21 protein-coding genes are annotated in these 20,694 nt (G+C 68.8%); 6 read left to right on the top strand and 15 right to left on the bottom strand.

All coding sequences use genetic code 11. The annotated features are described in order from the left end of the window. Positions 1-148: 148 nt before the first annotated feature. The 7 genes from PMI14_RS29400 to PMI14_RS29370 form a co-directional block, all read right to left on the bottom strand. Positions 149-1,303 (bottom strand): acyl-CoA dehydrogenase family protein, encoded by a 1,155-nt coding sequence (locus PMI14_RS29400; RefSeq protein ID WP_007860561.1) that lies wholly within the window; start codon positions 1,301-1,303, stop codon positions 149-151. A gap of 3 nt (positions 1,304-1,306) precedes the next feature. Further along, positions 1,307-2,137: an SDR family NAD(P)-dependent oxidoreductase gene (locus PMI14_RS29395; RefSeq protein WP_007860560.1), complete on the bottom strand. Its 831-nt coding sequence runs from the start codon at positions 2,135-2,137 to the stop codon at positions 1,307-1,309. Positions 2,138-2,171: 34 nt separating this feature from the next. Next, on the bottom strand, positions 2,172-2,594 hold the full coding sequence (locus PMI14_RS29390) for a MaoC family dehydratase (protein ID WP_007860559.1): 423 nt from the start codon (positions 2,592-2,594) through the stop codon (positions 2,172-2,174). A gap of 6 nt (positions 2,595-2,600) precedes the next feature. After that, complete coding sequence (locus tag PMI14_RS29385; protein WP_007860558.1) at positions 2,601-3,041, bottom strand: MaoC family dehydratase N-terminal domain-containing protein; 441 nt, start codon at positions 3,039-3,041, stop codon at positions 2,601-2,603. A gap of 13 nt (positions 3,042-3,054) precedes the next feature. Further along, positions 3,055-4,239, bottom strand: coding sequence for a lipid-transfer protein (locus PMI14_RS29380; protein ID WP_007860557.1), 1,185 nt, complete (start codon positions 4,237-4,239; stop codon positions 3,055-3,057). A 39-nt stretch (positions 4,240-4,278) separates the two neighbouring features. Further along, positions 4,279-5,838: a long-chain-fatty-acid--CoA ligase gene (locus tag PMI14_RS29375; protein WP_007860556.1), complete on the bottom strand. Its 1,560-nt coding sequence runs from the start codon at positions 5,836-5,838 to the stop codon at positions 4,279-4,281. Between the two features lie 117 nt (positions 5,839-5,955). Then, positions 5,956-7,611, bottom strand: coding sequence for a tannase/feruloyl esterase family alpha/beta hydrolase (locus PMI14_RS29370; RefSeq protein WP_007860555.1), 1,656 nt, complete (start codon positions 7,609-7,611; stop codon positions 5,956-5,958). 292 nt (positions 7,612-7,903) lie between these two features. Between PMI14_RS29370 and PMI14_RS29365 the strand changes: the two genes are divergently transcribed. Beyond that, positions 7,904-8,923, top strand: a complete 1,020-nt coding sequence (locus PMI14_RS29365; RefSeq protein WP_007860553.1) for an AraC family transcriptional regulator — start codon at positions 7,904-7,906, stop codon at positions 8,921-8,923. Here PMI14_RS29365 and PMI14_RS29360 read toward each other — a convergent pair. Further along, positions 8,890-9,363, bottom strand: a complete 474-nt coding sequence (locus PMI14_RS29360; protein ID WP_007860544.1) for a MerR family transcriptional regulator — start codon at positions 9,361-9,363, stop codon at positions 8,890-8,892. The two genes, PMI14_RS29365 and PMI14_RS29360, sit on opposite strands and share 34 nt — an antisense overlap. Before the next feature lie 92 nt (positions 9,364-9,455). Here PMI14_RS29360 and PMI14_RS29355 point away from each other — a divergent pair, with 92 nt between their 5' ends. Further along, positions 9,456-9,824, top strand: a complete 369-nt coding sequence (locus tag PMI14_RS29355; RefSeq protein WP_007860542.1) for a hypothetical protein — start codon at positions 9,456-9,458, stop codon at positions 9,822-9,824. On the opposite strand, the gene PMI14_RS29350 is transcribed toward PMI14_RS29355, so the two are convergent. Both PMI14_RS29350 and PMI14_RS29345 read right to left on the bottom strand, forming a co-directional pair. Next, entirely contained in the window at positions 9,821-10,231 is a 411-nt protein-coding gene (locus PMI14_RS29350; RefSeq protein WP_035206287.1) for a carboxymuconolactone decarboxylase family protein, read from the bottom strand. The genes PMI14_RS29355 and PMI14_RS29350 overlap by 4 nt on opposite strands. Further along, positions 10,152-10,637, bottom strand: a complete 486-nt coding sequence (locus PMI14_RS29345; RefSeq protein ID WP_007860538.1) for a MerR family transcriptional regulator — start codon at positions 10,635-10,637, stop codon at positions 10,152-10,154. Before PMI14_RS29345 ends, PMI14_RS29350 begins: the two co-directional genes overlap by 80 nt. A 112-nt stretch (positions 10,638-10,749) precedes the next feature. On the opposite strand from PMI14_RS29345, the gene PMI14_RS29340 reads away from it, so the two are divergent. Further along, entirely contained in the window at positions 10,750-11,337 is a 588-nt protein-coding gene (locus tag PMI14_RS29340) for a flavin reductase family protein (protein ID WP_007860535.1), read from the top strand. A gap of 50 nt (positions 11,338-11,387) precedes the next feature. Here the strand turns inward: PMI14_RS29340 and PMI14_RS29335 are convergent, their stop codons facing one another. Further along, a complete protein-coding gene (locus PMI14_RS29335; protein WP_007860533.1) occupies positions 11,388-12,143 on the bottom strand; it encodes a GntR family transcriptional regulator in 756 nt (251 codons plus the stop codon). 114 nt (positions 12,144-12,257) lie between these two features. Between PMI14_RS29335 and PMI14_RS29330 the strand changes: the two genes are divergently transcribed. Genes PMI14_RS29330 through PMI14_RS29320 form a run of 3 tightly spaced genes read left to right on the top strand, consistent with a single transcriptional unit; the run spans position 12,258 to position 15,122 of the window. After that, on the top strand, positions 12,258-13,127 hold the full coding sequence (locus PMI14_RS29330) for a fumarylacetoacetate hydrolase family protein (RefSeq protein WP_007860531.1): 870 nt from the start codon (positions 12,258-12,260) through the stop codon (positions 13,125-13,127). Between the two features lie 38 nt (positions 13,128-13,165). Then, positions 13,166-14,143 (top strand): tripartite tricarboxylate transporter substrate binding protein, encoded by a 978-nt coding sequence (locus PMI14_RS29325; RefSeq protein WP_007860530.1) that lies wholly within the window; start codon positions 13,166-13,168, stop codon positions 14,141-14,143. Between the two features lie 31 nt (positions 14,144-14,174). Beyond that, the gene (locus PMI14_RS29320) at positions 14,175-15,122 is read left to right on the top strand and encodes a VOC family protein (protein WP_007860529.1); all 948 of its coding nucleotides are present in this window, start codon (positions 14,175-14,177) and stop codon (positions 15,120-15,122) included. Positions 15,123-15,154: 32 nt separating this feature from the next. Here the strand turns inward: PMI14_RS29320 and PMI14_RS29315 are convergent, their stop codons facing one another. From PMI14_RS29315 to PMI14_RS33830, 4 genes are all read right to left on the bottom strand, one after another. Further along, the gene (locus PMI14_RS29315; protein WP_007860528.1) at positions 15,155-16,201 is read right to left on the bottom strand and encodes an ABC transporter ATP-binding protein; all 1,047 of its coding nucleotides are present in this window, start codon (positions 16,199-16,201) and stop codon (positions 15,155-15,157) included. Between the two features lie 44 nt (positions 16,202-16,245). Then, positions 16,246-18,465 (bottom strand): iron ABC transporter permease, encoded by a 2,220-nt coding sequence (locus tag PMI14_RS29310; protein WP_007860524.1) that lies wholly within the window; start codon positions 18,463-18,465, stop codon positions 16,246-16,248. A 19-nt stretch (positions 18,466-18,484) separates the two neighbouring features. Then, complete coding sequence (locus tag PMI14_RS29305; protein WP_007860522.1) at positions 18,485-19,522, bottom strand: ABC transporter substrate-binding protein; 1,038 nt, start codon at positions 19,520-19,522, stop codon at positions 18,485-18,487. 116 nt (positions 19,523-19,638) lie between these two features. Further along, positions 19,639-20,694 (bottom strand): HAMP domain-containing sensor histidine kinase (locus tag PMI14_RS33830; protein ID WP_007860521.1); only part of this gene is annotated, 1,056 nt, incomplete at its 5' end.

Raw genomic sequence — 20,694 nt, 5'->3', positions numbered from 1 at the left:
ATGTCAGTCCACCTGCGGACGCAGCCCATGCTGGCAATGTACGCCAATTCTGGCAGTTAATTTATTGCCACGTGAAGAAATGTAGGATAAAGCCGCGTTGTTCTGTCGGACTGCAGCCCTGGTCACCCCATTGCGGCCCGACAACCTGTCATGACATGCCAAGCTTTCGCGCGATCAGGTCCTTCATGATCTCGCTGGTGCCGCCATAGATGCGCTGGATGCGCGCATCGGCGTACATGCGCGCAATCGGGTACTCGACCATGTAGCCGTAACCGCCGAAGAGCTGCAGGCACTCGTCGGTCACCCTGCCCTGCTGCTCGGTGCACCACAGCTTGGCCATGTAGGCAGCCTCGTTGTCCAGGATGCCGTCCAGCATGCGCTGGGTGCAGTCATTGACGAAAGTGCGCGCCACGTGGGCCAGCGTGGCACATTCGGCCAGCTTGAAGCGTGTGTTCTGAAAGTCGAACACGCTCTGCCCGAAGGCCTTTCGCTGCTTGGTGTACTCCACGGTGAGCTCCACCGCGCGCTCGATCACGGCGGCAGCCGGTACGCACAGCAGCATGCGCTCGTAGGGCAGCTGGCTCATGAGCTGGATGAAGCCCTCGCCTTCCCTGGCGCCGAGCAACTGGTCGGCAGGGATGCGCACGCCGTCGAAGAACAGCTCGGCCGTATCGGATGCATGCTGGCCGAGCTTTTCCAGGCGGCGGCCGACGCGAAAGCCCGGCAGGTCCTCGGTTTCCAGCACCACCAGCGACACGCCGCGGCTGCCGGCCTCGCCGGTGCGCACGGCCACCACCAGCAGGTTGGCCGTGAAGCCGTTGGTGATGAAGGTCTTGGCGCCCTCGATGACGTAGTCATCCCCGTCGCGGCGGGCGCGGGTGCGCAGCGCCTTCAGGTCCGAGCCGCAGCCGGGCTCGGTCAGCGCGATGCCGGCCAGCAGCTCGCCGCTGGCCAGGCCCGGCAGCCAGCGCTGCTTTTGCGCCTCGGTGCCGTAGTCCATGAGGTAGTGGGCGGCGATGGAATGCACGGCCGTGTTCGCCGGCATCTCGGCCCGTGCCAGTTCGTCCTGCACCACCAGCTGGTAGGCCAGCGAGGCCCCCGCGCCCTGGTAGGCCTCGGCCAGCTCGGGCAGCAGAAAGCCCATGCCGCCAAAGGGCTGCCAGACCTCGCGCGGAATGTAGCCCTGGCGGCGCCAGACGTCCAGGTGCGGCACCATCTCGCCGGCGATGTAGCGGCGCACCTGGTCGCGAAAGGCCTCGATCTCGTCGTCCATCCAGCGGTGGCGGTAGAGTTGCGGCAGCATGGCTCAGATCCCCGTGAGGCCGCCGCTGCACATGAGCGTCTGGCCGCTGACATAGTCCGACTCGGGGATGCACAGCAGGTACACGGCGCCCGCCGCCTCCTCGGGCGTGCCGCCGCGGCCCAGCGGGATGCTGCGCTCCATCATCGCCATCAGCTCGGGGTTGATGCCGACCTTGATGTCGCGCCCGTCGATGTGGGCCGTGGCCTGGTCGGCCGCGCTGCTGGTCAGCCGGGTCTTGATGAAGCCGTAGGCCACGCAGTTGACGGTGACGTTCATGCGCCCCCACTCCTTGGCCAGGGTCTGGGTCATGCCCAGGATGCCGGCCTTGGCCGTGGCGTAGTTGGTCTGGCCGGCATTGCCGAACAGCCCGGCCACCGACGAGATGTTGACCACCTTGCGCACCACGCGCCGGCCAGCGTCGGTCTCGGCCTTGCCGAGCGCGCGGATCACGGGCTGCGCGGCACGCAGGATGCGAAACGGCGCCGTGAGGTGGCAGTCGATCATGGCGTACCACTGCTCGTCGGTCATCTTCTGCACCACGCTGTCCCAGGTGTAGCCGGCGTTGTTGATGAGGATGTCCAGGCCCTGGTACTCCTGCACGGCCGTGCCTACGAAGCGCTCGGCAAAGTCGGGTGCCGTCACGTTGCCCACACAGGCCGTGGCCGTGCCGCCCGCCTGGCGGATGGCGTCGACCGTCTCCTGCGCGGGTTCGATGTCCAGGTCGTTGACGACGATGCGTGCGCCTTCGGATGCGAGCTTGAGGGCGATGGAGCGGCCGATGCCGCGGCCCGAGCCAGTGATGAGGGCGACCTTGCCTTCGAGTTTGGGTGTCATTCTGGGTTGTCCTGTGCTGTGTGATCTGTGTGACTCAAGGCAGCGCGATGAGCGCTTCGCCGACGATCTTGTTTTGTCCGAACTGGTTGCTGCTCTGGATCTCCAGGCGCAGGCAGCGCTCGCCGTTGCGTTCGAGCTTTTCCACCACGCGCGCCGTGCAGCGCATGGCGTTGCCCAGGTGCGTGATGCCCTGAAAACGCACGTCGAAGCGGCGCAACTGGCTTTGCGGTACCCAGCGCGTAAGCAGCCGGCCCAGCCAGGCCATGCCCAGCATGCCCTGGGCAAACACGTCCGGCATGCCGGCCTTGCGGGCGAAGTCGGTGTCGATGTGGATGGCGTTGTGGTCGCCCGAGGCGCCGGCAAACAGGCACAGCGTGGTGCGGTCCACGGGCGCAATCTCCAGCGCGGGCAGCTCGCTGCCTACCTCGATGGCGTCGTAAGTGATAGTGGTGGTCATGGCAGGTCAGTGGCGGCACACCAGCACGGTGCGCATTTCGGCGACGAGCTCGCCTTGCTGGTTGGTGGCGCGCGAGGTCTTGACGACGAACTCCAGCGCGCCGTTCTTCTTGTCGTAGACGTCGGTGATCTTCGAGCGCACCGTCACCGTGTCGCCTGCGCAGGCCGGGCGGTGGTACGCGAAACCCTGCTCGCCATGGAGCAGCTTGGAAAACGGAATTCCGAGGTCCGCCAGCAGGCGGTAGGTCACGCCCGAATCGAGCTCGGCCGCGAACAGAAAGGTCGGCGGGGCGGGGATGTCCGCATACCCCGCGTCGCGCGCTGCCTGGGTGTCGGTGTAGACCGGGTCCGTCTCGCCGATGGCCTTGGCGAAGAAGCGCAGCCGGGTGCGCTCGATGGGCAGGATCGAGGCCTGCAGCTCATGGCCGATCCACTTCTTGTCGATCATCGTGGCTCCTGGTTCAGACGCGTTCATACAGGGTGACCACGCAAGCCCCACCCAGGCCCAGGTTGTGCTGCAACGCCAGCCGCGCACCGTCGACCTGGCGCTTCTCGGCCGTGCCGCGCAGCTGCTGGACCAGTTCGGTGCACTGCGCCAGCCCGGTGGCGCCCAGCGGGTGCCCCTTGCTCAAAAGGCCGCCAGACGGGTTGGTGACGACCTTGCCGCCATAGGTGTTGTTGCCATCGCGCACGAACTTCTCGGCGCCGCCCTCGGGACACAGGCCGAGCGACTCGTAGCTCAGCAGTTCGTTGTGGGCAAAGCAATCGTGCAGCTCGACCACCTGCACATCCGCAGGGCCGATGCCGGCCGCCTCGTACACCTGCCGTGCGGCCTCGCGCGCCATGCTGAAGCCCACCACCTCGCGCATGTCGCGCGCCCCGAAGGTCTCGGGCCGGTCGGTGGTCATGGCCTGGGCACGGATGCGCACCGTGCGGCTGAGGCCATGGCGCTGGGCGAAGGCATCCGAGCAGACGATGGCGGCCGCCGCGCCGCAGGTGGGCGGGCAGGCCATGAGCCGGGTCATGACGCCGGGCCACATCACCGGGGTGGCCAGCACCTCATCGGCCGTGACCACGTTGCGGAACAGCGCCAGCGGGTTGTTGGCCGCATGGCGGCTGGCCTTGGCGCGAATCTCGGCGAAGGTGGGCAGCGCGGTGCCATACTGCTGCATGTGGGCCAGGCCCGCGCCGCCGAAGTAGCGCAGCGCCAGCGGGATGCCCGGCTGGTCGACCAGTTCGTCCGTGGCCTTGTCGAAGTTCTCGAAGGGGCTGGGGCGGTCGTTGAACATGGCGCCCAAAGCGCCCGGGCTCATGTGCTCGAAGCCCAGCGCCAGCACGCAGTCCGCCGCGCCGCTGGCCACGGCCTGGCGCGCCAGGAACAGCGCGGTGGAGCCCGTGGAGCAGTTGTTGTTGACGTTGACGATGGGGATGCCCGTCATGCCCACCTCGTACAAGGCGCGCTGCCCGGCGGTCGAATCGCCATAGACATAGCCCACATAGGCCTGCTGCACCTGTTCGTACCCCAGGCCGGCATCGGCCAGGGCCCGGCGCGTGGCCTCGGCGGCCATCGCCGGGTACGGCGCGTTCGCCCCCGGCTTGGTGAAGGGGATCATGCCGACCCCGGTGACATAGACATCACGGCTCATGGTTTCTTTCCTGGTGGTGTGTTGGGGTGAGAGAAGTCGTCATGCGACCGCGCGCTGGCGGTTCTTCCAGAACGGCTCGCGCAGCTGGGTCTTGAGCACCTTGCCGGCGCCCGACAGGGGCAGCGCCTCGGCAAAATCGATGCTGCGCGGGCACTTGTAGCCCGCGATCAGCGCCTTGCAGTGCGCGACAAGATCGGCCACCGCCACGCTCTGGCCCGGCCGGAGCACCACCACGGCATGCACCGACTCGCCCCACTCGTCGCTGGGCACGCCGATCACGGCGCAAGTCAGCACGGCCGGGTGCTGGGCCAGCGCGTTCTCGACCTCGATCGAGTAGACGTTCTCGCCACCGGTGATGACCATGTCCTTGAGCCGGTCGGCGATGAAGATGAAGCCTTCGTCGTCCATGGTGGCGCCGTCGCCCGTGTGCATCCAGCCATTGCGGATGGCCTGGGCCGTCAGCTCGGGCTGGCGCCAGTAGCCCTGCATGACGTTGGGGCCGCGCACCACGACCTCGCCGACGGTGCCGCGCGGCACTTCCTGGTCATCGGCGTCGACGATGCGCACCTCCACGCAATGGGTGGCCCGGCCCGCGGAGCGCAGCTTGCCGCGCGCCCGCCCCTCGGCCTGGTGGCACCACGCGGGGTTGATGGTGGCGATCGGCGACAGCTCGGTCATGCCATAGGCCTGCACAAACTCTACGCCCGGCAGCGCGGCCATGGCACGCTCGAGCACTGCCTCGGATATCGGCGATGCACCGTAGACGATGGTGCGCAGCGCACCCAGGTCGCGCGGCAGCTGCATCGCCGGATGGTCCACCAGCATCTGGATCATGGTGGGCACCAGCAGCACGTGCGTGACGCGGTCCCGCTCCAGCGTGGCCAGCACCTGCTCGGGCTGGAACGAGGGCAGCACGGTGTGGGTGTTGCCCTCGATCCAGTGGGGCATGCCCATGCCGATGTCGGCCAGGTGGAACATGGGCGCCACGTGCAGGTAGGTGCCGCCCGGCGAGGCCAGGCCTTCGGACCGCGCAGCCTGCCCCACGCTGCACAGGTTGGCATGGCTGAGCATCACTCCCTTGGGGAAGCCGGTGGTGCCGCCGGTGTAAAAGATGCCCGCCAGGTCGTCGCCGCGGCGCAGCGCGTCGGGGGCGGGCTCTGCGGCGCCCAGGATCGCTTCGTACCCGTGCATGCCCTCGGGCACCTCGGCGTCGCCGCAGTAGACCACTTCGCGCACCGTGGTGGCCTGGCTGCGAAAGCCCTCGGCCATGGCGCGGAACGTGTCGTCCACGAGCAGGATGGTGGACTCCGAATCGTTGAGCGCGTAGACGATCTCGGCGGCCGACCAGCGCGTGTTGCAGGGGTTGAGCACGCCGCCGCCCCAGGGCACGGCCATCTGGTACTCCAGGTAGCGGTCCGAGTTCAGCGACAGCATGGCGACCCGGTCACCTGGCTGCATGCCCAGCTTCTGCAGGGCATGCGCCAGGCGCGCCACACGCTCGCCCAGCTCGGGGAAGGTGCGCTGGCGGCTGCCGCAGCGCAGCGCAATGCGCTCGGGGTGCTGCTGCATGGCCCGGTGCAGCGATTGTGTGAGGTACATGGGGTTTGTCTCCGTGGTGCCGGCTCTTTTTGCCGGCTTGTCTGTGGAATAGTTCATGGTACGAATCGGGGCCCTCGTGCGCGAGGGCACATCGCACCGTTCTGATGGCAAAACGCCTCAGTCGCGTCCTTGTGCCGCGCAGTCGAAGCTGGCGGCCGCATGCACGTCGCCCGTGCCCCGGTATTTGGGCCAGGTGGGGAACAGGCACAGCGGGCGCGTGCGCCCCGGCGGATTGGCGTCGGCCACGGTCTGGGGCCCGGGCGGCGTGCCGGACTCGGCCCAGCGGTCCAGCGCATCCAGCGTGGTCATGCCCATGGCGTTGAACGGCCCGGCGGCATGGCCGTAGCCCGGGATGGTGTAGAAGCGCATGAAGCCGTCCACCTGGGCCTGCCCGAAGCGGGCGACCAGGGCCTGGTAGTAGTCGACCGAGCCGCCCAGGGGAATCATGCTGTCCGACTGCCCGTGGACCAGGATCCACCTGGCCTTCTTCATGAAGGGCTGGATGTCGGTGCTGGTGGCATCGAGCAGGCTGGACATCTCCTGCACACGCGCCGCGTAGGGGCCGGGATCCAGGGGGTCGAAAGCCAGGCTGCTGGCGCGCGGGTCGCGCAGGATGAGGTGCCGCACCAGGGCATCGGCAAAGCCCGACAGGGATCCCAGGCTGGCACCCGCGGGCGGGCTGGAAATGCCGGGCAACCGGCCAAAGCCACCGGTGGACAGGTAGGCCGTGGAGACATCGAACCCCGCCTGGCTGGTCATGCCGTTCTTGAGCGCATAGGGGTAGCGGGCGCGGCTGCGCAGCATCTGCGCGGTGGCCACCTGCGCGTCCGACAGGCAGGCATCGCCCAGGTCCGCGCCACCCGCGCAGCGCAGGCTGGACGGCACGAACTGGCAGGCAGCGGTGTGGCCCACAATGCCGTCCGCCACGCCATCCAGCGCATCGCACGCGGCCAGTTCCGCCTGCTGCAGGGTCTGCAACTTGGCCGGTGCCAGAAAGCCGGCACCGCCACCCAGGTGCAGCCCGCGGTTGAGCAATTGCCAGGACAGCAAGGTCGGCACCACGCTGTAAGCCGGGAACAGGGTGACCATGCCGTCGTAGTCCTCGGGCCACTTCTGCATGGCCGTCATGCCCTCGTGCCCGCCCTTCGATCCGCCGATGAAATAGGTCCTGGCAGGCGCGCTGCCATAGCGTGCGCGCAGCAGTTGCACGGCCACGTCGCGCGTCTTCTTCACGGCGTCGCCTCCATAGTTGCGCAGCATCTCGTCGTTGAGCGTGAACTGCGCATCGAAGGGGTCGCCGCCGGCCATCTGGTGGCCGCTGTCGCTGGCGAACACGGCGTAGCCGCGGCCCAGCGGCGGCGCGGAATCGACGAAGGCGCTGGTGGTATCGGGCACCACCCCGTTCAGGCCGCCACCGCCGAAGTGCACGGCCTTGCCGTTCCACTCCGAGGGCATGGCAATGGAAAAGCCGATGGACTGCGCCCGGCCGTCGACCGGGCGGATCTCGCCCGAGACCTTGCAGTACTCGCCCAGGGGCGCCGCCGCGGGGACGAGCGCCGCCCCCGTGACCACCGCTCCCGTGGTCGCCAGGCCGATGGCGGCGCGGTCCACGGCCCGGCCCTGCAGGGCGCTGCAGGCCTGGGCCGGGGTCATCGCAGGGCCTGCGGCCGCGGTGGTGTCATCGCCGCCGTTGCCGCATGCGGACAACAGCAGCAGCAAGGGGCTGATGAGTGCGGCGGATGCGCGCCGCGATCGGGTCTTTCGGTGGTTCATGGCTTGTCTCCAGGGTGTGGCTTGTCGTTGGTTCATGCACGGTGCGGGGGGTCTTGCATGCCCCCCGTTGCACCGTGGTCGGATGCTAGAAGCGCGCTCTTGCCGTGGCGATGGCACGATCACGCCAATCGAATGGCACAAGACCCCACTCTCCAGCGCCGCAAGGTCCGGCGCAGGCCCGGGCCGTGGCGCCCAAGCGCCTGCATGCGTGTTGTCCCGGGGGCCGGCGGCGCACCGCATCGCTAAGATCAAGAAGGGGCGCCCGGCGCCCTTCCCCGCCGTCCTCCTGCCCATGCTTCGACCTCCCGTCACGATTCCCATCACCTTCGTCCAGGGCATGCTGTCCGGAATGCACGCGCGTGGCGAGCCCTGCGAACCCCTGCTGCTGGAGGCAGGCATTGCGCCGCAGCTGCTCGGGCAACCCGGTGCGCGCGTGACGGCGGCGCAGTACACCAGCCTGTTCAAGCGGCTCATCGACCACCTGGACGATGAGTGCCTGGGGCTGCTCACCCGCCCGATGAAGCGGGGCTGCCTGTCCCTGGTGGCGAGGGCGGCCATCAGCGCGCCCACGCTGGAGCTTGCGGTGCGCCGCGCCGCGCACACCATCCGCCTGCTGCAGGACGACGTGGTGGTGGACGTGGTGCGCGAGGGGGCACAGGTGGGCCTGGCCCTGTGCTTCACCAACCCGCAGGCCGCACGGCCCACGTTCCTGCACGAGCTGTTGCTGCGCGTGCTCTGGCGCCTGTTTGCCTGGCTGGTGGGGGGCCAGTTGCCCATCACGCGCATCGACTTCGCGTTCGAGCAGCCAGCGTATTCCGCCAGCTACGCCAAGATCTTTCCGGCACCGCTGCGCTTCGCCTGTCTGGCATCCACCCTGTGGTTCGACGACTCGCTCATGCAGGCGCCGGTGCGCCGCGACGGCGCGGCCCTGCGCAGCTTTCTGACGGATGCGCACTCGCAGATCATCGTTCCGAGGAGCGCCGAGGATTCGGTGGGTGCACGGGTGCGTGCCCAGCTGCTGCGCACCCAGCCGGCCTGGCCCGACCTCGGCGGCATGGCCCAGGCCCTGCACATGGCGCCGACCACGCTGCAGCGGCGCCTGGCCAACGAAGGCATAGCCTACCAGGCGCTCAAGGACGAGTTGCGGCGCGACACCGCGATCTGGCGGCTCAATACCAGCAGTGTCTCGCTCGCGGAACTGGCGGCCGAACTGGGCTTCAACGATGGCTCGGCGTTCCAGCGGGCCTTCAAGAACTGGACCGGTAGCCCGCCTGGTGCCTACCGGCGAGACGGGGGCAGCCTGCCATCCTGATGCGGCAGACCGGACTGCGTCGCGCGCAGGCTCTTCTTGCCTAGGCGCGCCGTCCCACTGCCGCGCAGAGTCTGTGGGTCCACGCAGACCCCGGCGTCCCACTGGCCGGCCAGGGTGTCGCGCACACGGCGCAACTCGCCGCGCTGCACTGTCAGAGTGCGGATCAGTTGGCCAATCTCGCTCAGGCGCGTGTCCAGCCCCGCGAGCATCTCGTCCTTGGAGAAATGCCCTTCGTCCGCGAATACGGCGCTCAACGCGTCAATCGACAGCCCGAACGACTGGGCCAAGAGGATGATCTGCAGGCGCTTCACATCCGCCTCGCCATAGATGCGGTAACCGTTGCTGCCGCGGTCGGCCAGCGGCAGCAGCCCGCGGCTTTCATAGAAGCGGATGGCCGAGGTGGCGATGCCGGTGCGGGCAGAGAGATCACCGATCTTCATGGCGCTTGACTTTCAAGTTGGCTTGAAGCTTAGCATCGATCACGTGCCCCAGCATGCGCACCTGAAACCTCCACCCATCACCAGGAAATCCAATGGACATCACCAACCTCCCAGCCTGCCTGGTCAGCTACTTTGCTGCCTGGAACGCGACCGATCCCGCCGCCATGCACCGGCATGTGGCCAACGCCTTCGGGAAGGACACCCGCTATCTTGACCCTCACCGCAGCGCGACGGGCGTCGAAGAGTTCGTCGACTGCCTCATCGCGTTTCGGGTCAGCACGCCCGACGCCACCATATCCTGGGCGTCGGGCGTGGACTCGCACCACCACCTGCACCGCTATGCCTGGCGGCTGCGCTACGGCACTCAGGACGTCACGGGTTACGACGTGGTCGAAGTGGATGCCGATCAGCGCATCGTCGCGGTGCTGAGCTTCTTCGGGCCGTTGCCTTCCATCCACTAAGACATACCCTCCTCCTGCGCCGCAAACACCTCGCGCGCCGCGGTCAGGCCGTTGAGCGCCGCCGGGAAGCCCGCGTACACGGCCATCTGCATGATGACCTCGACGATCTCCTCGCGCGTGACGCCCACGTTGAGTGCGGCCTGCAGGTGCACCTTGAGCTGGGGCGCGGCATTGCCCATGGCGGTGAGTGCCGCCACCACCGCGATCTCGCGGCTGCGCAGGTCGAGCCCCGGGCGCGAGTAGATGTCGCCGAACGGGAACTCGATCAGGTAGCGCGCGAAGTCCGGCGCAATGCCGGCCAGGCTGTCGATCACGCGCTCGCCGGCCTCACCGTCGATTTCGCGCAGCCTGGCCAGGCCCTGCTGATAGCGGTCGGGGGCGGGATGTGGGGGGAGGGTTGGAAGCACTTCGTTTCCTTTCAGGTGGCGGGGATGCGACAGGAAGGGAACGCGTCTCCAAGGCCCGGTAGTGGGCGATCTTGTCCTGCAGCGCCCCAGCGGAGCGCTGCATGGACTCGATCATCGCCAGCACGTCGGTCAGGTGCACCTCGAGCATCTGCCAACGCTCGGGCACGGTCGCATTCCCTTCGCCGCGAAACCTGGCAAAGGCCTGCATCTGCCCGATGGGCATGCGGGTCTCGCGCAGGCGCAGCAGGAATCCGATCCACTCCATGTCCGACGCCGCATAGCGGCGTTGCCCGCCGGGTGCGCGGGTGACCGGCGCGATCAGCCCTGCGCGCTCGTAGTAGCGCAGGGTGTGTGCGGTCAGTCCGGTGCGCTCGGCGACTTCGGTGATGGTGAGATGGGATGTCATGGAATCGATCCTAAAAGTTGGAGTGCACTCCAAGTCAAGGGCATTGGAGCCCACCTATCATCATCCCAACAACCTGTGTGCCCGCGCACCCAAAACTTCTCCAAGGCAATCCATGAACAGCCACCTGGCCCCTGTCGAGCTCTCCAAGGCCTACCGCCTCCTGAACCACGGCCCCACGGTGCTGGTGTCGGCCCGCCATGGCGGGGTGGACAACGTGATGTCCGCCGCCTGGGCCTGCGCGCTGGACTTTGCGCCGCCCAAGCTCACGGTGGTGCTCGACAAGGCCACGCGCACGCGCGACCTGGTCGAGCGCAGCGGCCATTTCGTGATCCAGGTGCCCACCGCCGCGCAGATGCAGCTCACGCACGACGTGGGCAACAGCAGCCTGCACCAGGACGCGGCCAAGCTGCAGCACCACGGCGTGGAGCTGTTCGGCATCGACGGCCATGACCTGCCCTTCGTGGCCGGCTGCTCGGCCTGGCTGGCCTGCCGGCTCATCCCCGAGCCGCACAACCAGCAGGCCTACGACCTGTTCATCGGCGAGGTGGTGGGCGCCTGGGCCGATACCCGCGTGTTCTCGGGCGGGCACTGGCACTTCGAGACGGCCGGCCCCGAGTGGCGCAGCCTGCACTACGTGGCCGGTGGGCAGTTCTATGCGATCGGCGAGTCGCTGGTGGCGCGCACGGACCTGAAGGGCTGAGCCTCGCCGGCCCCGGTGCGGCATGCCTGCCGCGCATCTTGGCGCGCCACCTATCCGACGGCGGCCTTGCGCTGCCCTGGTGTTCCCTGCATGCCGCTCGCGGCCAGCGCCAGTTCCGTCGTCTGCTGGAAATGCTGCTGCAGCAAGGCCGTGGCGCGCGCCACGTCGCGTGCCAGCGCAGCCTCGACGATGGCCGAGTGCTCGGCCGGGATATCGCGGGGCGCGGGCGCGGCGGCCGCGGGTGGCCCACCTGAGCGACCAGCGGCCAAGGCCGAGATGTAGCGGTAGCGCGTGAAGCGCTCGCGCAGGTTGGCGGCCAGCTCCAGCAGCACGCGCGAGCCGCAGGCCGACAGCAATGCATCGTGGAAAGCCATGTGCGCCTCGTCCCACTGGGCGGACAGGGCTGCCGGCGCCGTGGCCTCGCGCACAGCCAGGCGGCTGAGCTGGTGGTGGGCGGCCACCACGCGCGACTCCCAGGCCACATCGCCCTGCAGCACCGACAGGCGCAGCGCTTCGGTTTCCACCAGCATCCGCGCCCCCGAGATCTCCGCCAGGTCCTGTGCGGAGGCACTCGCGACCTTGAAACCACGCTGATCCTCGGCCTGCACGAAGCCGCTGCTGGTCAGGCGCGAGAGCGCCTCGCGCATGGGAATCGGGCTGGCGCCGTAGCGCGTGCACAGATCCTTGATGAGCAGCTTGGAGCCCGGCGCGAACACGCCGCCAATGATGTCCATGCGCAGTTGCGCCACCAGCGAGGAGGTGCGGGTCGTGGGCGCGGTCGAAAGCGTGTCGGTAACTGTGGTCATGGGGGTGCCGCCGGGGTAGGCGGGTGTGTTTGGGAAATTATAGGGTTTGCACTAACATATACTTTTAATAGAAATATATATATTTATTCCATTCACGCAACCAGGACCATCCCCATGAAGCTCTGCACATTCACCCACCAAGGTTCCCGCCGTCTCGGCCTGCTCGATGGCGAGCAGGTGCGCCCCCTGCCCGAAGGCGTGGCGCGCGACGTCGGCGATTTCGTGCGCCAGCTGGCGGCAGGCGCCAGCCGCGAGGAACTCGTTGCCGGTGCCAGCGCGCCCGTGCCGCTGGCCGAGGTGCAGTTCCTGCCCCCCGTGGTGGCACCCGACAAGATCATCTGCGTGGGCCTGAACTACCACGACCACACCAAGGAAAGCGCCTACGCCCAGCCCGACTATCCCACGCTGTTCCTGCGCCTGACCACCAGCCTGTGCGCGCACGACGCACCCATCGTGCGCCCGGCCTGCAGCGACAGCCTGGACTACGAGGGCGAGCTGGCCGTGGTGATCGGCACCGGCGGGCGCCACATTCCGCTCGACCGCGCGCTCGACCATGTGTTCGGCTACTCGGTGTTCAACGATGGCTCGGTGCGCGAGTACCAGTTCAAGACCCCGCAGTGGACCGTGGGCAAGACCTTCGACGCCACGGGCGGCTTCGGCCCCGCCGTGGTCACGGCCGACGAACTGCCGCCTGGCGCGCGCGGCCTGAAGCTGGAAACGCGCCTGAACGGCCAGACCGTGCAGTTGGCCAACACCAGCGACATGGTGTTCGACGTGGCCACGCTGGTGCACGTGATCAGCGAGGCCATCACCCTTTCCCCGGGCGACGTGATCGTGGCCGGCACGCCAGCCGGCATCGGCTGGGCGCGCAACCCGCGCCTGCTGATGCGCGACGGCGACGTGTGCGAGGTGTCCATCGAGGGCATCGGCACGCTGCGCAACCCCATTGCCGACGAAGTGCTGGCCGGCGCCGTGGCCGCCTGAGCACACACCCAACAACCAGAACGACAGGAGACAACCCCATGAACCGCTTGCTTGCCCCCCTGGCCATTGCTGCCGCAACGCTGCTGGCCTGCGCCCCCGCCCAGGCCCAGCTGGCTGGCCGCACGGTCAGCATCATCGTGCCGCAGCCTGCCGGCAACCCCACCGACGGCGTGGCCCGCAAGCTGCAGCCGCTCTTGCAAAAGGAGCTGGAGCAGACCGTGATCGTGGAAAACGCGCCCGGCGCGGGTGGCTCCATCGGTGTGCAGAAGGTGCTCAACAGCCAGGGCAGCACCGTGCCGGTGCTGATCGCCTCGCAGACCGAGCCCATCCTCGCGCCCATCACCATCAAGGCGGCACGCTACAAGCCCGAGGACTTCCGCACCATCGCGCTGGTGGCGCGCCTGCCCTACATCCTGGTGGCGCGGCCGGGGCTGGCGGCGTCCAGCCCCAAGGAGCTGGCCGCGCTGGCCAAGAAGTCGCCCACCCCCCTGAGCCTGGGCGACATCGGCCCGGGCACCATGATCCACCTGCTGGGCGAGCAATGGGCGCGCAAGAACGGCGTCAAGCTCACCCAGATCTCCTACCGCGGCGTGCCGCCCATCAGCCAGGACCTGATGGGCGAGCAGATCGACCTGAGCTTTCTGCCGCTGGGCGGTGCCACGCTGTCGATGATCCAGTCCGGCAAGCTCAAGGCCATCGGCAACTCGGCCGCGGCCGTGCACCCGCAGCTGCCGCGCGTGGCGACGATCTCGGGCTCGGACAAGGCGCTGTCGGACTTCGTCTACGGCACCTGGATCGCGCTGCTCGTGCCAACCAAGACCCCTGCCGACGTGGTGGAGCGCCTGAACAAGGCGCTCACGGTGGCGATGAAGGACAGCGATTTCCAGACCTATGTGACGACCAGCGGCATGGAGCTGGCCAGCGGCAACAGCCTGCGCGAGCTCGAGCGCTTCTATGCGGCGGAGATCCAGCTGTACCAGGGTCTGGCCAAGGAGATCGGCGTGACCGCCGAATGAGCGGGATGCCGGCCATGACAGGAGACACACCGTGACGAATCCACAGCCCCCGAACCGCCCCGCCATCCACTCGGTCGATGAGTTCGTGTTCAGCGTGCCCGACCTCGCCGTGGCGCGCCACTTCTACACCAGCTTCGGCCTGGACGTGCGCGACGAAGGCGGCGCGCTGGCGCTCTACACCCATGGACACCCGCACCGCTGGGCGCGCGTGCTGCAGGGCCAGGGCGGCCCCAAGCGGCTCGAATGGCTCAGCCTGGGCATCCATGCACAGGACCTGGCGCGCTTTGCCGCACTGCTGCGTGAGCGCGGCATCCCCACCGTGGCCGCGCCCGAGGGCGCCGACCCGTCGGGCCTGTGGTTGCAGGGCCCCGATGACCTGCCCATCCAGCTGCGCGTGGCGGCCAAGGTCTCGCCCGATGCGCCGGGCCCGCGCGATGTGCCGCCCGCGCCCGCCAACTTCGGCCGTGCTCCCAGCCGCAGCACGGCGCAGGCCACGCGGCCGCTGTACCTGTCGCACATCCTGCTGTTCACGGCCGATGTGCGCGAGGCCCTGGATTTCTACACCGGCGTGCTCGGGCTGCAGGTCTCGGACGAATCGGCCGGCATCATCGCCTTCCTGCACACGCCCCACGGCAGCGACCACCACCTCATCGCCTTTGCCAAGTCCCACGCCGGGGGCCTGCACCACAGCAGCTGGTGCGTGCCCTCGCTGGACGCCGTGGGCATGGGCGCGCAGCAGATGGTCGTCGCCGGCTACCCCGATGGCTGGGGCCTGGGGCGCCACGTGCTGGGCTCCAACTACTTTCGCTACGTGCGCGACCCCTGGGGCAGCTTTACCGAGTACTCGTTCGACATCGACTACGTCGCGCCCCACGCCCAGTGGCCCGCAGCCGACCACCCGCCCGAGGACTCGCTCTACGTCTGGGGGCCCGCTGTGCCCGAGGACTTCATCGTGAACCACGAGGCAGCGCGCAGCTGAGCCGGGCTGCGGGCCGCGGCCAGGCCCGCAGTTCAGGCCGCGGCCACCACCGAGACCCCGTGGCCCGCCAGGTCCAGGCTCACCGGTGCGCCAGGGCTCAGGGGCCGCGCCACCTCGGGGGAGACCACGAAGATCTCGCCCAGTGCGGTGCTCAGCGTGTACTCCATGACATTGCCCAGGTAGGTGCGCTTGGTCACGCGCGCTGCCAGCCCCTCGTTGCTGGCAGGGTTGATGCGCCAGGCCTCGGGCCGCACGGCGATCTTCACCGGCCCGGCCGCCATGTCGGGCGCCGTGCGTATGCGCAGCGGGGGCAGGTCGGCATAGCCCTGGCCGTTGCTCATGCCGTCGAACAGCATGGCTTCGCCCATGAAGCCGGCCACGAACTCCGAGCAGGGCGACTCGTAGAGCTCGCTGGGCGTGCCGCGCTGGGCGATGACGCCCTGGTTCATGACGATGATCTGGTCGCTCACCGCCAGCGCTTCGCTCTGGTCGTGGGTGACGTAGGCCACGGTGAGCTTCAGGCGCTGCTGCAGTGCGCGGATCTCTTCGCGCATGGAGCGGCGCAGCCGCGCATCGAGGTTGGACAGCGGCTCGTCGAACAGCAGCACCGCAGGCTCCAGCGCCAGGGCGCGGGCCAGCGCCACGCGCTGCTGCTGGCCCCCCGAGAGCTCGCTGGGCATGCGCTCGTTCAGGCCCTTGAGGCCCACCGTGTCGATCATCGCGGCCGCCCTGGCGCTGGCCTCGCGCGCGGCCAGGCCGGACATGCGCAGCCCGTAGGACACGTTGTCAATCACGTTCATGTGCGGGAACAGCGCGTAGCTCTGGAACACCAGGCTCACGTTGCGCTGGGCCGGGCCGAGCGTGGTCACGTCCTTGCCGTCGATGAAGATCTGGCCCGAGGACGGGGTCTCCAGCCCCGCGATCATGCGCAAGGTGGTGGTCTTGCCGCAGCCCGAGGGGCCCAGGATGGTGGTGAGCGTGCCCTTTTCCACCGTGAAGCTGATGCCGTTGACCACCGTGGGCGCATGGGCCGCGCTGCCGTAGCGCTTGGAGATGTTGCGAAATTCGATGCCGATCATGGAGGCTCCTTGGGTTTGCGGGGATGTGTCGGGTCGTCGCTCGGTCACTGGGCACCGCCTGCGGTGTTGCGCCGGCCGAGCTTCCTGCGGCCCACGGTCCAGTGGATGGCCGCGGTCACCACGCCCATGGCGATGATCAGCACCGTGCTGTAGGCCAGCGCCACGCCGTAGTCGCCCTGCCCCACCCGCCCGATGATGAAGGTGGTGGCCAGTTCGGTCTCGGCGGTGACGAGAAAGATCACGGCCGACACGGTGGTGACCGAGCGCACGAAGCTGTAGGTCAGCGCCGCCGCCACCGCCGGCTTGAGCAGCGGCAGCACCACCGTGCGCAGCGTGCGGGCGGTGCCTGCGCGCAGCATCACCGAGGCTTCCTCCAGCGACTGGTCCAGCTGCTTGAACGAGGCCACCCCGGCGCGCACCCCCACCGGCAGGTTGCGGAACACGAAGCACAGCACGATGACGATGCTGGTGCCGGTGAGCTCGAAGGGCGGCACGTTGAAGGCCAGGATGTAGCTCACCCCCAGCACCGTGCCCGGGATGGCAAAGGCCATGAGGGCCGAGAACTCGAACAGGTTGCGCCCGCGGAACTGCACCCGGGTGAGCAGCCAGGCCACCATCAGCCCGAGCGCGGCCGTGAGCGGTGCCGAGATGGCGGCCAGCTTGAGCGTGGTGATCAGCGAGGGCCAGCCGATGCCGGCCAGCTGCAGACCCCCGTCCCAGGCGATGTCGAAGGCCGAGCGGAAGTGCGCCAGCGTGGGCGTGTAGTCGCGCCCCCAGATCTTCACGAAGCCGCCGCAGAAGGCAAACACGTAGACGACGGCCGTGAACAGCAGCCAGGGCACCGACACCGCCAGCGCAAAGCGGCGCACGGCGTCGGGCAGGCGCATGGGGATGCCGGCATCGCCCTTGCCCGAGAGGGTGGTGTAGTTCTTCTTGCCCAGCAGACCGCGCTGCAGGGCAAAGGCCCCCAGGGCGAACAGGGTGAGCAGCCAGGCCAGCGTGGCCGCGCGGCCCTGGTCGAACTGGGCCCCCACGATGGCGAAGAACACCTCGGTGGAGAGCACCGAGAACTGCCCGCCCACGACGATGGGGTTGCCGAAGTCGGCGATGCTCTCGATGAAGCCCACCAGGAAGGCATTCGCCAGGCCGGGTTTCATGAGCGGAAAGGTCACCTTCCAGAAGGTGTGCCAGCGCGAGGCGCCGAGGGTCTGGGAGGCCTCTTCCAGTGACGGGCCGATGCCCTGCACCACGCCGCGCATGATCATGAAGGCGATGGGCGTGAAGGCGAACATCTGCGCCAACGCCACGCCGAAGGCCCCATAGAACCAGCGCGAAGGCGCGATGCCGAAGGCCCACTCCAGGAACTGGTTGACGATGCCGGCACGCCCGAACAGCAGGATCAGGCCGAGCCCGACCACGAACGGCGGGGTGACGATGGGCAGTGGCGCAAGCACGCGCAGCGCGCCGCGGATGCGCGAGTCGCTGCGGTCCTCGATCAAGGCCAGCATGGTGCCCAGCACGGTGGTTCCGGCACCGATCACGGCGCCCAGGAACAGGGTGTTCCAGGCCACGCCGCACTGCAGGTTGGAGTGCAGGCAGCCGACGCCCCAAATGCGCTCGGACCCCAGACGCGCCAGCGCCGCGGTGACCCCCAGGCCACCGCCCTCATCGATGAAGGCCCCCGAGAGTGCCCGCAGCACCGGGTAGGCGACGAAGAGCAGCAGCAGGCTGCCGGCGATCAGCACCGAAGCGGCCACGAACAGGTCGCCCTTGAAGGCCCCCAGACGCGCCAGGCCGAAGGCCAGCAGCGTGAGCAAGGCCACCAGCACGATGGCGGCGCCCAGCCCGAAGCCCGGCTGCGTGGCACCCGGCCCCGCCAGCAGCGCACCGAGCTCCTGTGGACCTGACAGGCCCGGCGCGGCGGCATCCGCCGGCACCGGCGTGCCGATGGCAAAGCCCTGCACCAGCACGGCCGCCAGGCCCAGGCCTGCCGCCCAGGCCAGCAGCCGCCCCTGGCGCCGCGCGGGCGCCATGGCCGCTGCGGCCAGGCCCAGTACCAGGGCCACCGCGGCGACCACCAGCCAGGGGCGGCGGTGCAGCAGCACCTGCGCCAGGCCGGTGGAGGTATCGTGGCCGCCCACCAGGTCGCCCCAGCCCTGCAGGGACGACAGGCCATCGGGAACCATGTGCCAGGGCAGCAGGACGAAGGCCGCCAGGCCGAACGCCGCCCACAGGGCAATGGCGCTGTTGTGATGAGATTTCATGGGAAGGGTGTTCCTCGCTTCAGCGCGACAGGGAGTTCACGTCGCGCTCCCAGCGCTCGATCAGGCGCTTGCGCTCGGCCGTCTTGCCGTATTTGGCGTAGTCGTAGTTGATGAACTTGATCTTCTTGAAATCCGGGACGTTGCTGTCCAGCGGCGTGGCCTTGTTGGACTGCAGGTGGAACTGCTTGACGGCCACCGCCAGTGCCTGTGCCGAAGGCGTCAGCGCCCATTCGTAGAACCTCTTGGCATTGTCCAGGCTGCGCGTGCCCTTGATGATGGACATGGAGCCCACCTCGGCCCCCGTGCCCTCGCATGGTGTGCTGGTGGCCACGGCAAAGCCCTGCATCTGCTCGCCCGGCGCATCCTGCACGAAGCTGATGGACAGCATCGCCTCCCCGCGCGCCACGGCCTTGATGGGGCCGGTGCCCGAGCGGGTGTACTGGCTCACGTTGCGGTGCAGCTCCTTGAGGTAGTCGAACGCCTTGTCCTCGCCCATGAGTTGCACCAGCGTGGCGATCATGGTGTAGGCCGTGCCCGAGCTCGAGGGGTTGGCCACCTGCAGCTCGCCCTTGAAGGCCGGGTTGACCAGGTCCTTCCAGCACAGGGGGGCGGCCAGCTTCTTCTTGGCCAGCAACTCGGTGTTGAAGCCAAAGCCCAGCGGGCCCGAGTACACCCCCACCGTGCGGTAGGCCGATTGCCGGGCCTGCTCCTGAGCCCAGCCATGCAGCTGGCCCAGGCTGGGGGACTTGTACTCCAGCGTCAGGTCCAGCTCTGCGGCCTGGATGTGCGGGTCGCCGGTGCCGCCGAACCAGACGTCGGTCTTGGGGTTGCTGCGCTCGGCGATGAGCTGGGCCAGCGCCTCGCCCGACCCGCGCTTGACCATGTTGACCTTGATGCCCGTCGAGCGCGTGAAGGTGGTGGCGATCATCGAGCACCAGGCGTCCTGCACCGAGCAGATGACGTTGAGCTGGCCGCTGCCCTGCGCCTGTGCCGTGGTGGCCAGGGTGGACAGGGCCGCGAGGGCGATGGCGGCCCAGGGGTACCGGGTGGTGTGCATGGGGGTCTCCTTGTGGATGAACGAAATGGCAGACTGCAGTCGCCCCGCACGGGCCTGGCTGCAGGCCCGCACAAGGGACAGGAAGAACGGGAGATGGCTGCTGGGCAGCGCCGGGGTCAGGGCCCCTGACCCCAGGACACCACGGCATCGACACCGATGACCTTGCCCTGGTCGATGCGGTTGTAGATCTGGATGGTGGCGCCCATGGCCTCGGCAATCTGGCGGCAGATCGACAGCCCCAGCCCCACGCCGCCCTTGGTGGCCGTGAAGGGCTGGAACAGGCGCGGGAACACGCCGTCGTCCACGCCGGGGCCTTCGTCCCACACCAGCAGCTCGCGCGCCCCGGCGCAGTCGCGCAGCAGCATGCCCAGGGCGCCGTTGTGCGGGGTGTGGTGGATGGCATTGGCCAGCAGGTTGCGCAGCAGTTCGCCGAGCATCACGGCGTCCGCGGGCACGTCGAGCGCCGGGCCGTCGAGCGCGAAATCCAGCCGCTTGGCGGCAATCAGGGGCGACAGCTCCATCACGGCATCGCGCGCACAGGCGCGGATGTCCGTGGCCTGCAACCCGCCCGAGCGCTTGAGCTGCTCCAGCTTGGTCAGGCTCAGCAGCTGGTTGGCCAGGCCGGTGGCGCGGTCCACGGTGTGCAGCATCTGCGGCAGCACCTCGGACGGTGCCACGGTGCCATCGATGGCCGACTGCAACTGGGTGCGCAGCACCGCCATGGGCGTGCGCAGCTGGTGCGATGCCTCGGCCAGGAAGCGCCGCTGCTGGTCCACCCAGTCGTGCTCGCTGCGCACCAGGGAGCGCACCTGGCGCGAGAGTTCGTGCAGCTCGGCCGGATCGGTGTGTTCGGCCGGCCCGTCGGCACCCGCCAGCGGCTGGGCCAGGGTGGCGACCGAGCGCTGCAGCCAGCGCATGGCCCAGGCCACGCTCGCCCAGATCGCCAGCGACAGCACCAGCGCACCGGCGACCAGGGCGCCCACGCCGGAAGACAGCAGGGCCCCGGCCGCGGGCCAGCGCCCGGCCAGGGGCAGCCCGACCTGCACCAGCCCATCGGCGACCGCAGGCGCGCCCGCCGCGGCCTCAGCAGGCGCCGCTGGCAGGCGGCGCACGGCGGCTGCCGAGCGCAGCAGATGGCCCTGCCACTGGCTGGGGGACAGGTCCGGCGCGCC

Origin of the sequence: Acidovorax sp. CF316, from assembly GCF_000276605.1 — a bacterium.
In the GTDB taxonomy this organism is placed as follows: Bacteria; Pseudomonadota; Gammaproteobacteria; order Burkholderiales; family Burkholderiaceae_C; genus Acidovorax.
Note: the sequence above shows the minus strand (reverse complement) of the source record. Positions and strands in the feature narration are given on the sequence as shown.

Bases quoted from the DNA above. Each gene is read 5' to 3' on its own strand.
- PMI14_RS29395 (WP_007860560.1), bottom strand. From the start codon at position 2,137: ATGACACCCAAACTCGAAGGCAAGGTCGCCCTCATCACTGGCTCGGGC.
- PMI14_RS29390 (WP_007860559.1), bottom strand. From the start codon at position 2,594: ATGACCACCACTATCACTTACGACGCCATCGAGGTAGGCAGCGAGCTG.
- PMI14_RS29305 (WP_007860522.1), bottom strand. From the start codon at position 19,522: ATGCACACCACCCGGTACCCCTGGGCCGCCATCGCCCTCGCGGCCCTG.
- PMI14_RS29365 (WP_007860553.1), top strand. From the start codon at position 7,904: ATGCTTCGACCTCCCGTCACGATTCCCATCACCTTCGTCCAGGGCATG.
- PMI14_RS29360 (WP_007860544.1), bottom strand. From the start codon at position 9,363: ATGAAGATCGGTGATCTCTCTGCCCGCACCGGCATCGCCACCTCGGCC.
- PMI14_RS29335 (WP_007860533.1), bottom strand. From the start codon at position 12,143: ATGACCACAGTTACCGACACGCTTTCGACCGCGCCCACGACCCGCACC.
- PMI14_RS29400 (WP_007860561.1), bottom strand. From the start codon at position 1,303: ATGCTGCCGCAACTCTACCGCCACCGCTGGATGGACGACGAGATCGAG.
- PMI14_RS29315 (WP_007860528.1), bottom strand. From the start codon at position 16,201: ATGATCGGCATCGAATTTCGCAACATCTCCAAGCGCTACGGCAGCGCG.
- PMI14_RS29375 (WP_007860556.1), bottom strand. From the start codon at position 5,838: ATGTACCTCACACAATCGCTGCACCGGGCCATGCAGCAGCACCCCGAG.
- PMI14_RS29385 (WP_007860558.1), bottom strand. From the start codon at position 3,041: ATGATCGACAAGAAGTGGATCGGCCATGAGCTGCAGGCCTCGATCCTG.
- PMI14_RS29310 (WP_007860524.1), bottom strand. From the start codon at position 18,465: ATGAAATCTCATCACAACAGCGCCATTGCCCTGTGGGCGGCGTTCGGC.
- PMI14_RS29380 (WP_007860557.1), bottom strand. From the start codon at position 4,239: ATGAGCCGTGATGTCTATGTCACCGGGGTCGGCATGATCCCCTTCACC.
- PMI14_RS29355 (WP_007860542.1), top strand. From the start codon at position 9,456: ATGGACATCACCAACCTCCCAGCCTGCCTGGTCAGCTACTTTGCTGCC.
- PMI14_RS29345 (WP_007860538.1), bottom strand. From the start codon at position 10,637: ATGACATCCCATCTCACCATCACCGAAGTCGCCGAGCGCACCGGACTG.
- PMI14_RS29370 (WP_007860555.1), bottom strand. From the start codon at position 7,611: ATGAACCACCGAAAGACCCGATCGCGGCGCGCATCCGCCGCACTCATC.
- PMI14_RS29330 (WP_007860531.1), top strand. From the start codon at position 12,258: ATGAAGCTCTGCACATTCACCCACCAAGGTTCCCGCCGTCTCGGCCTG.
- PMI14_RS29340 (WP_007860535.1), top strand. From the start codon at position 10,750: ATGAACAGCCACCTGGCCCCTGTCGAGCTCTCCAAGGCCTACCGCCTC.
- PMI14_RS29325 (WP_007860530.1), top strand. From the start codon at position 13,166: ATGAACCGCTTGCTTGCCCCCCTGGCCATTGCTGCCGCAACGCTGCTG.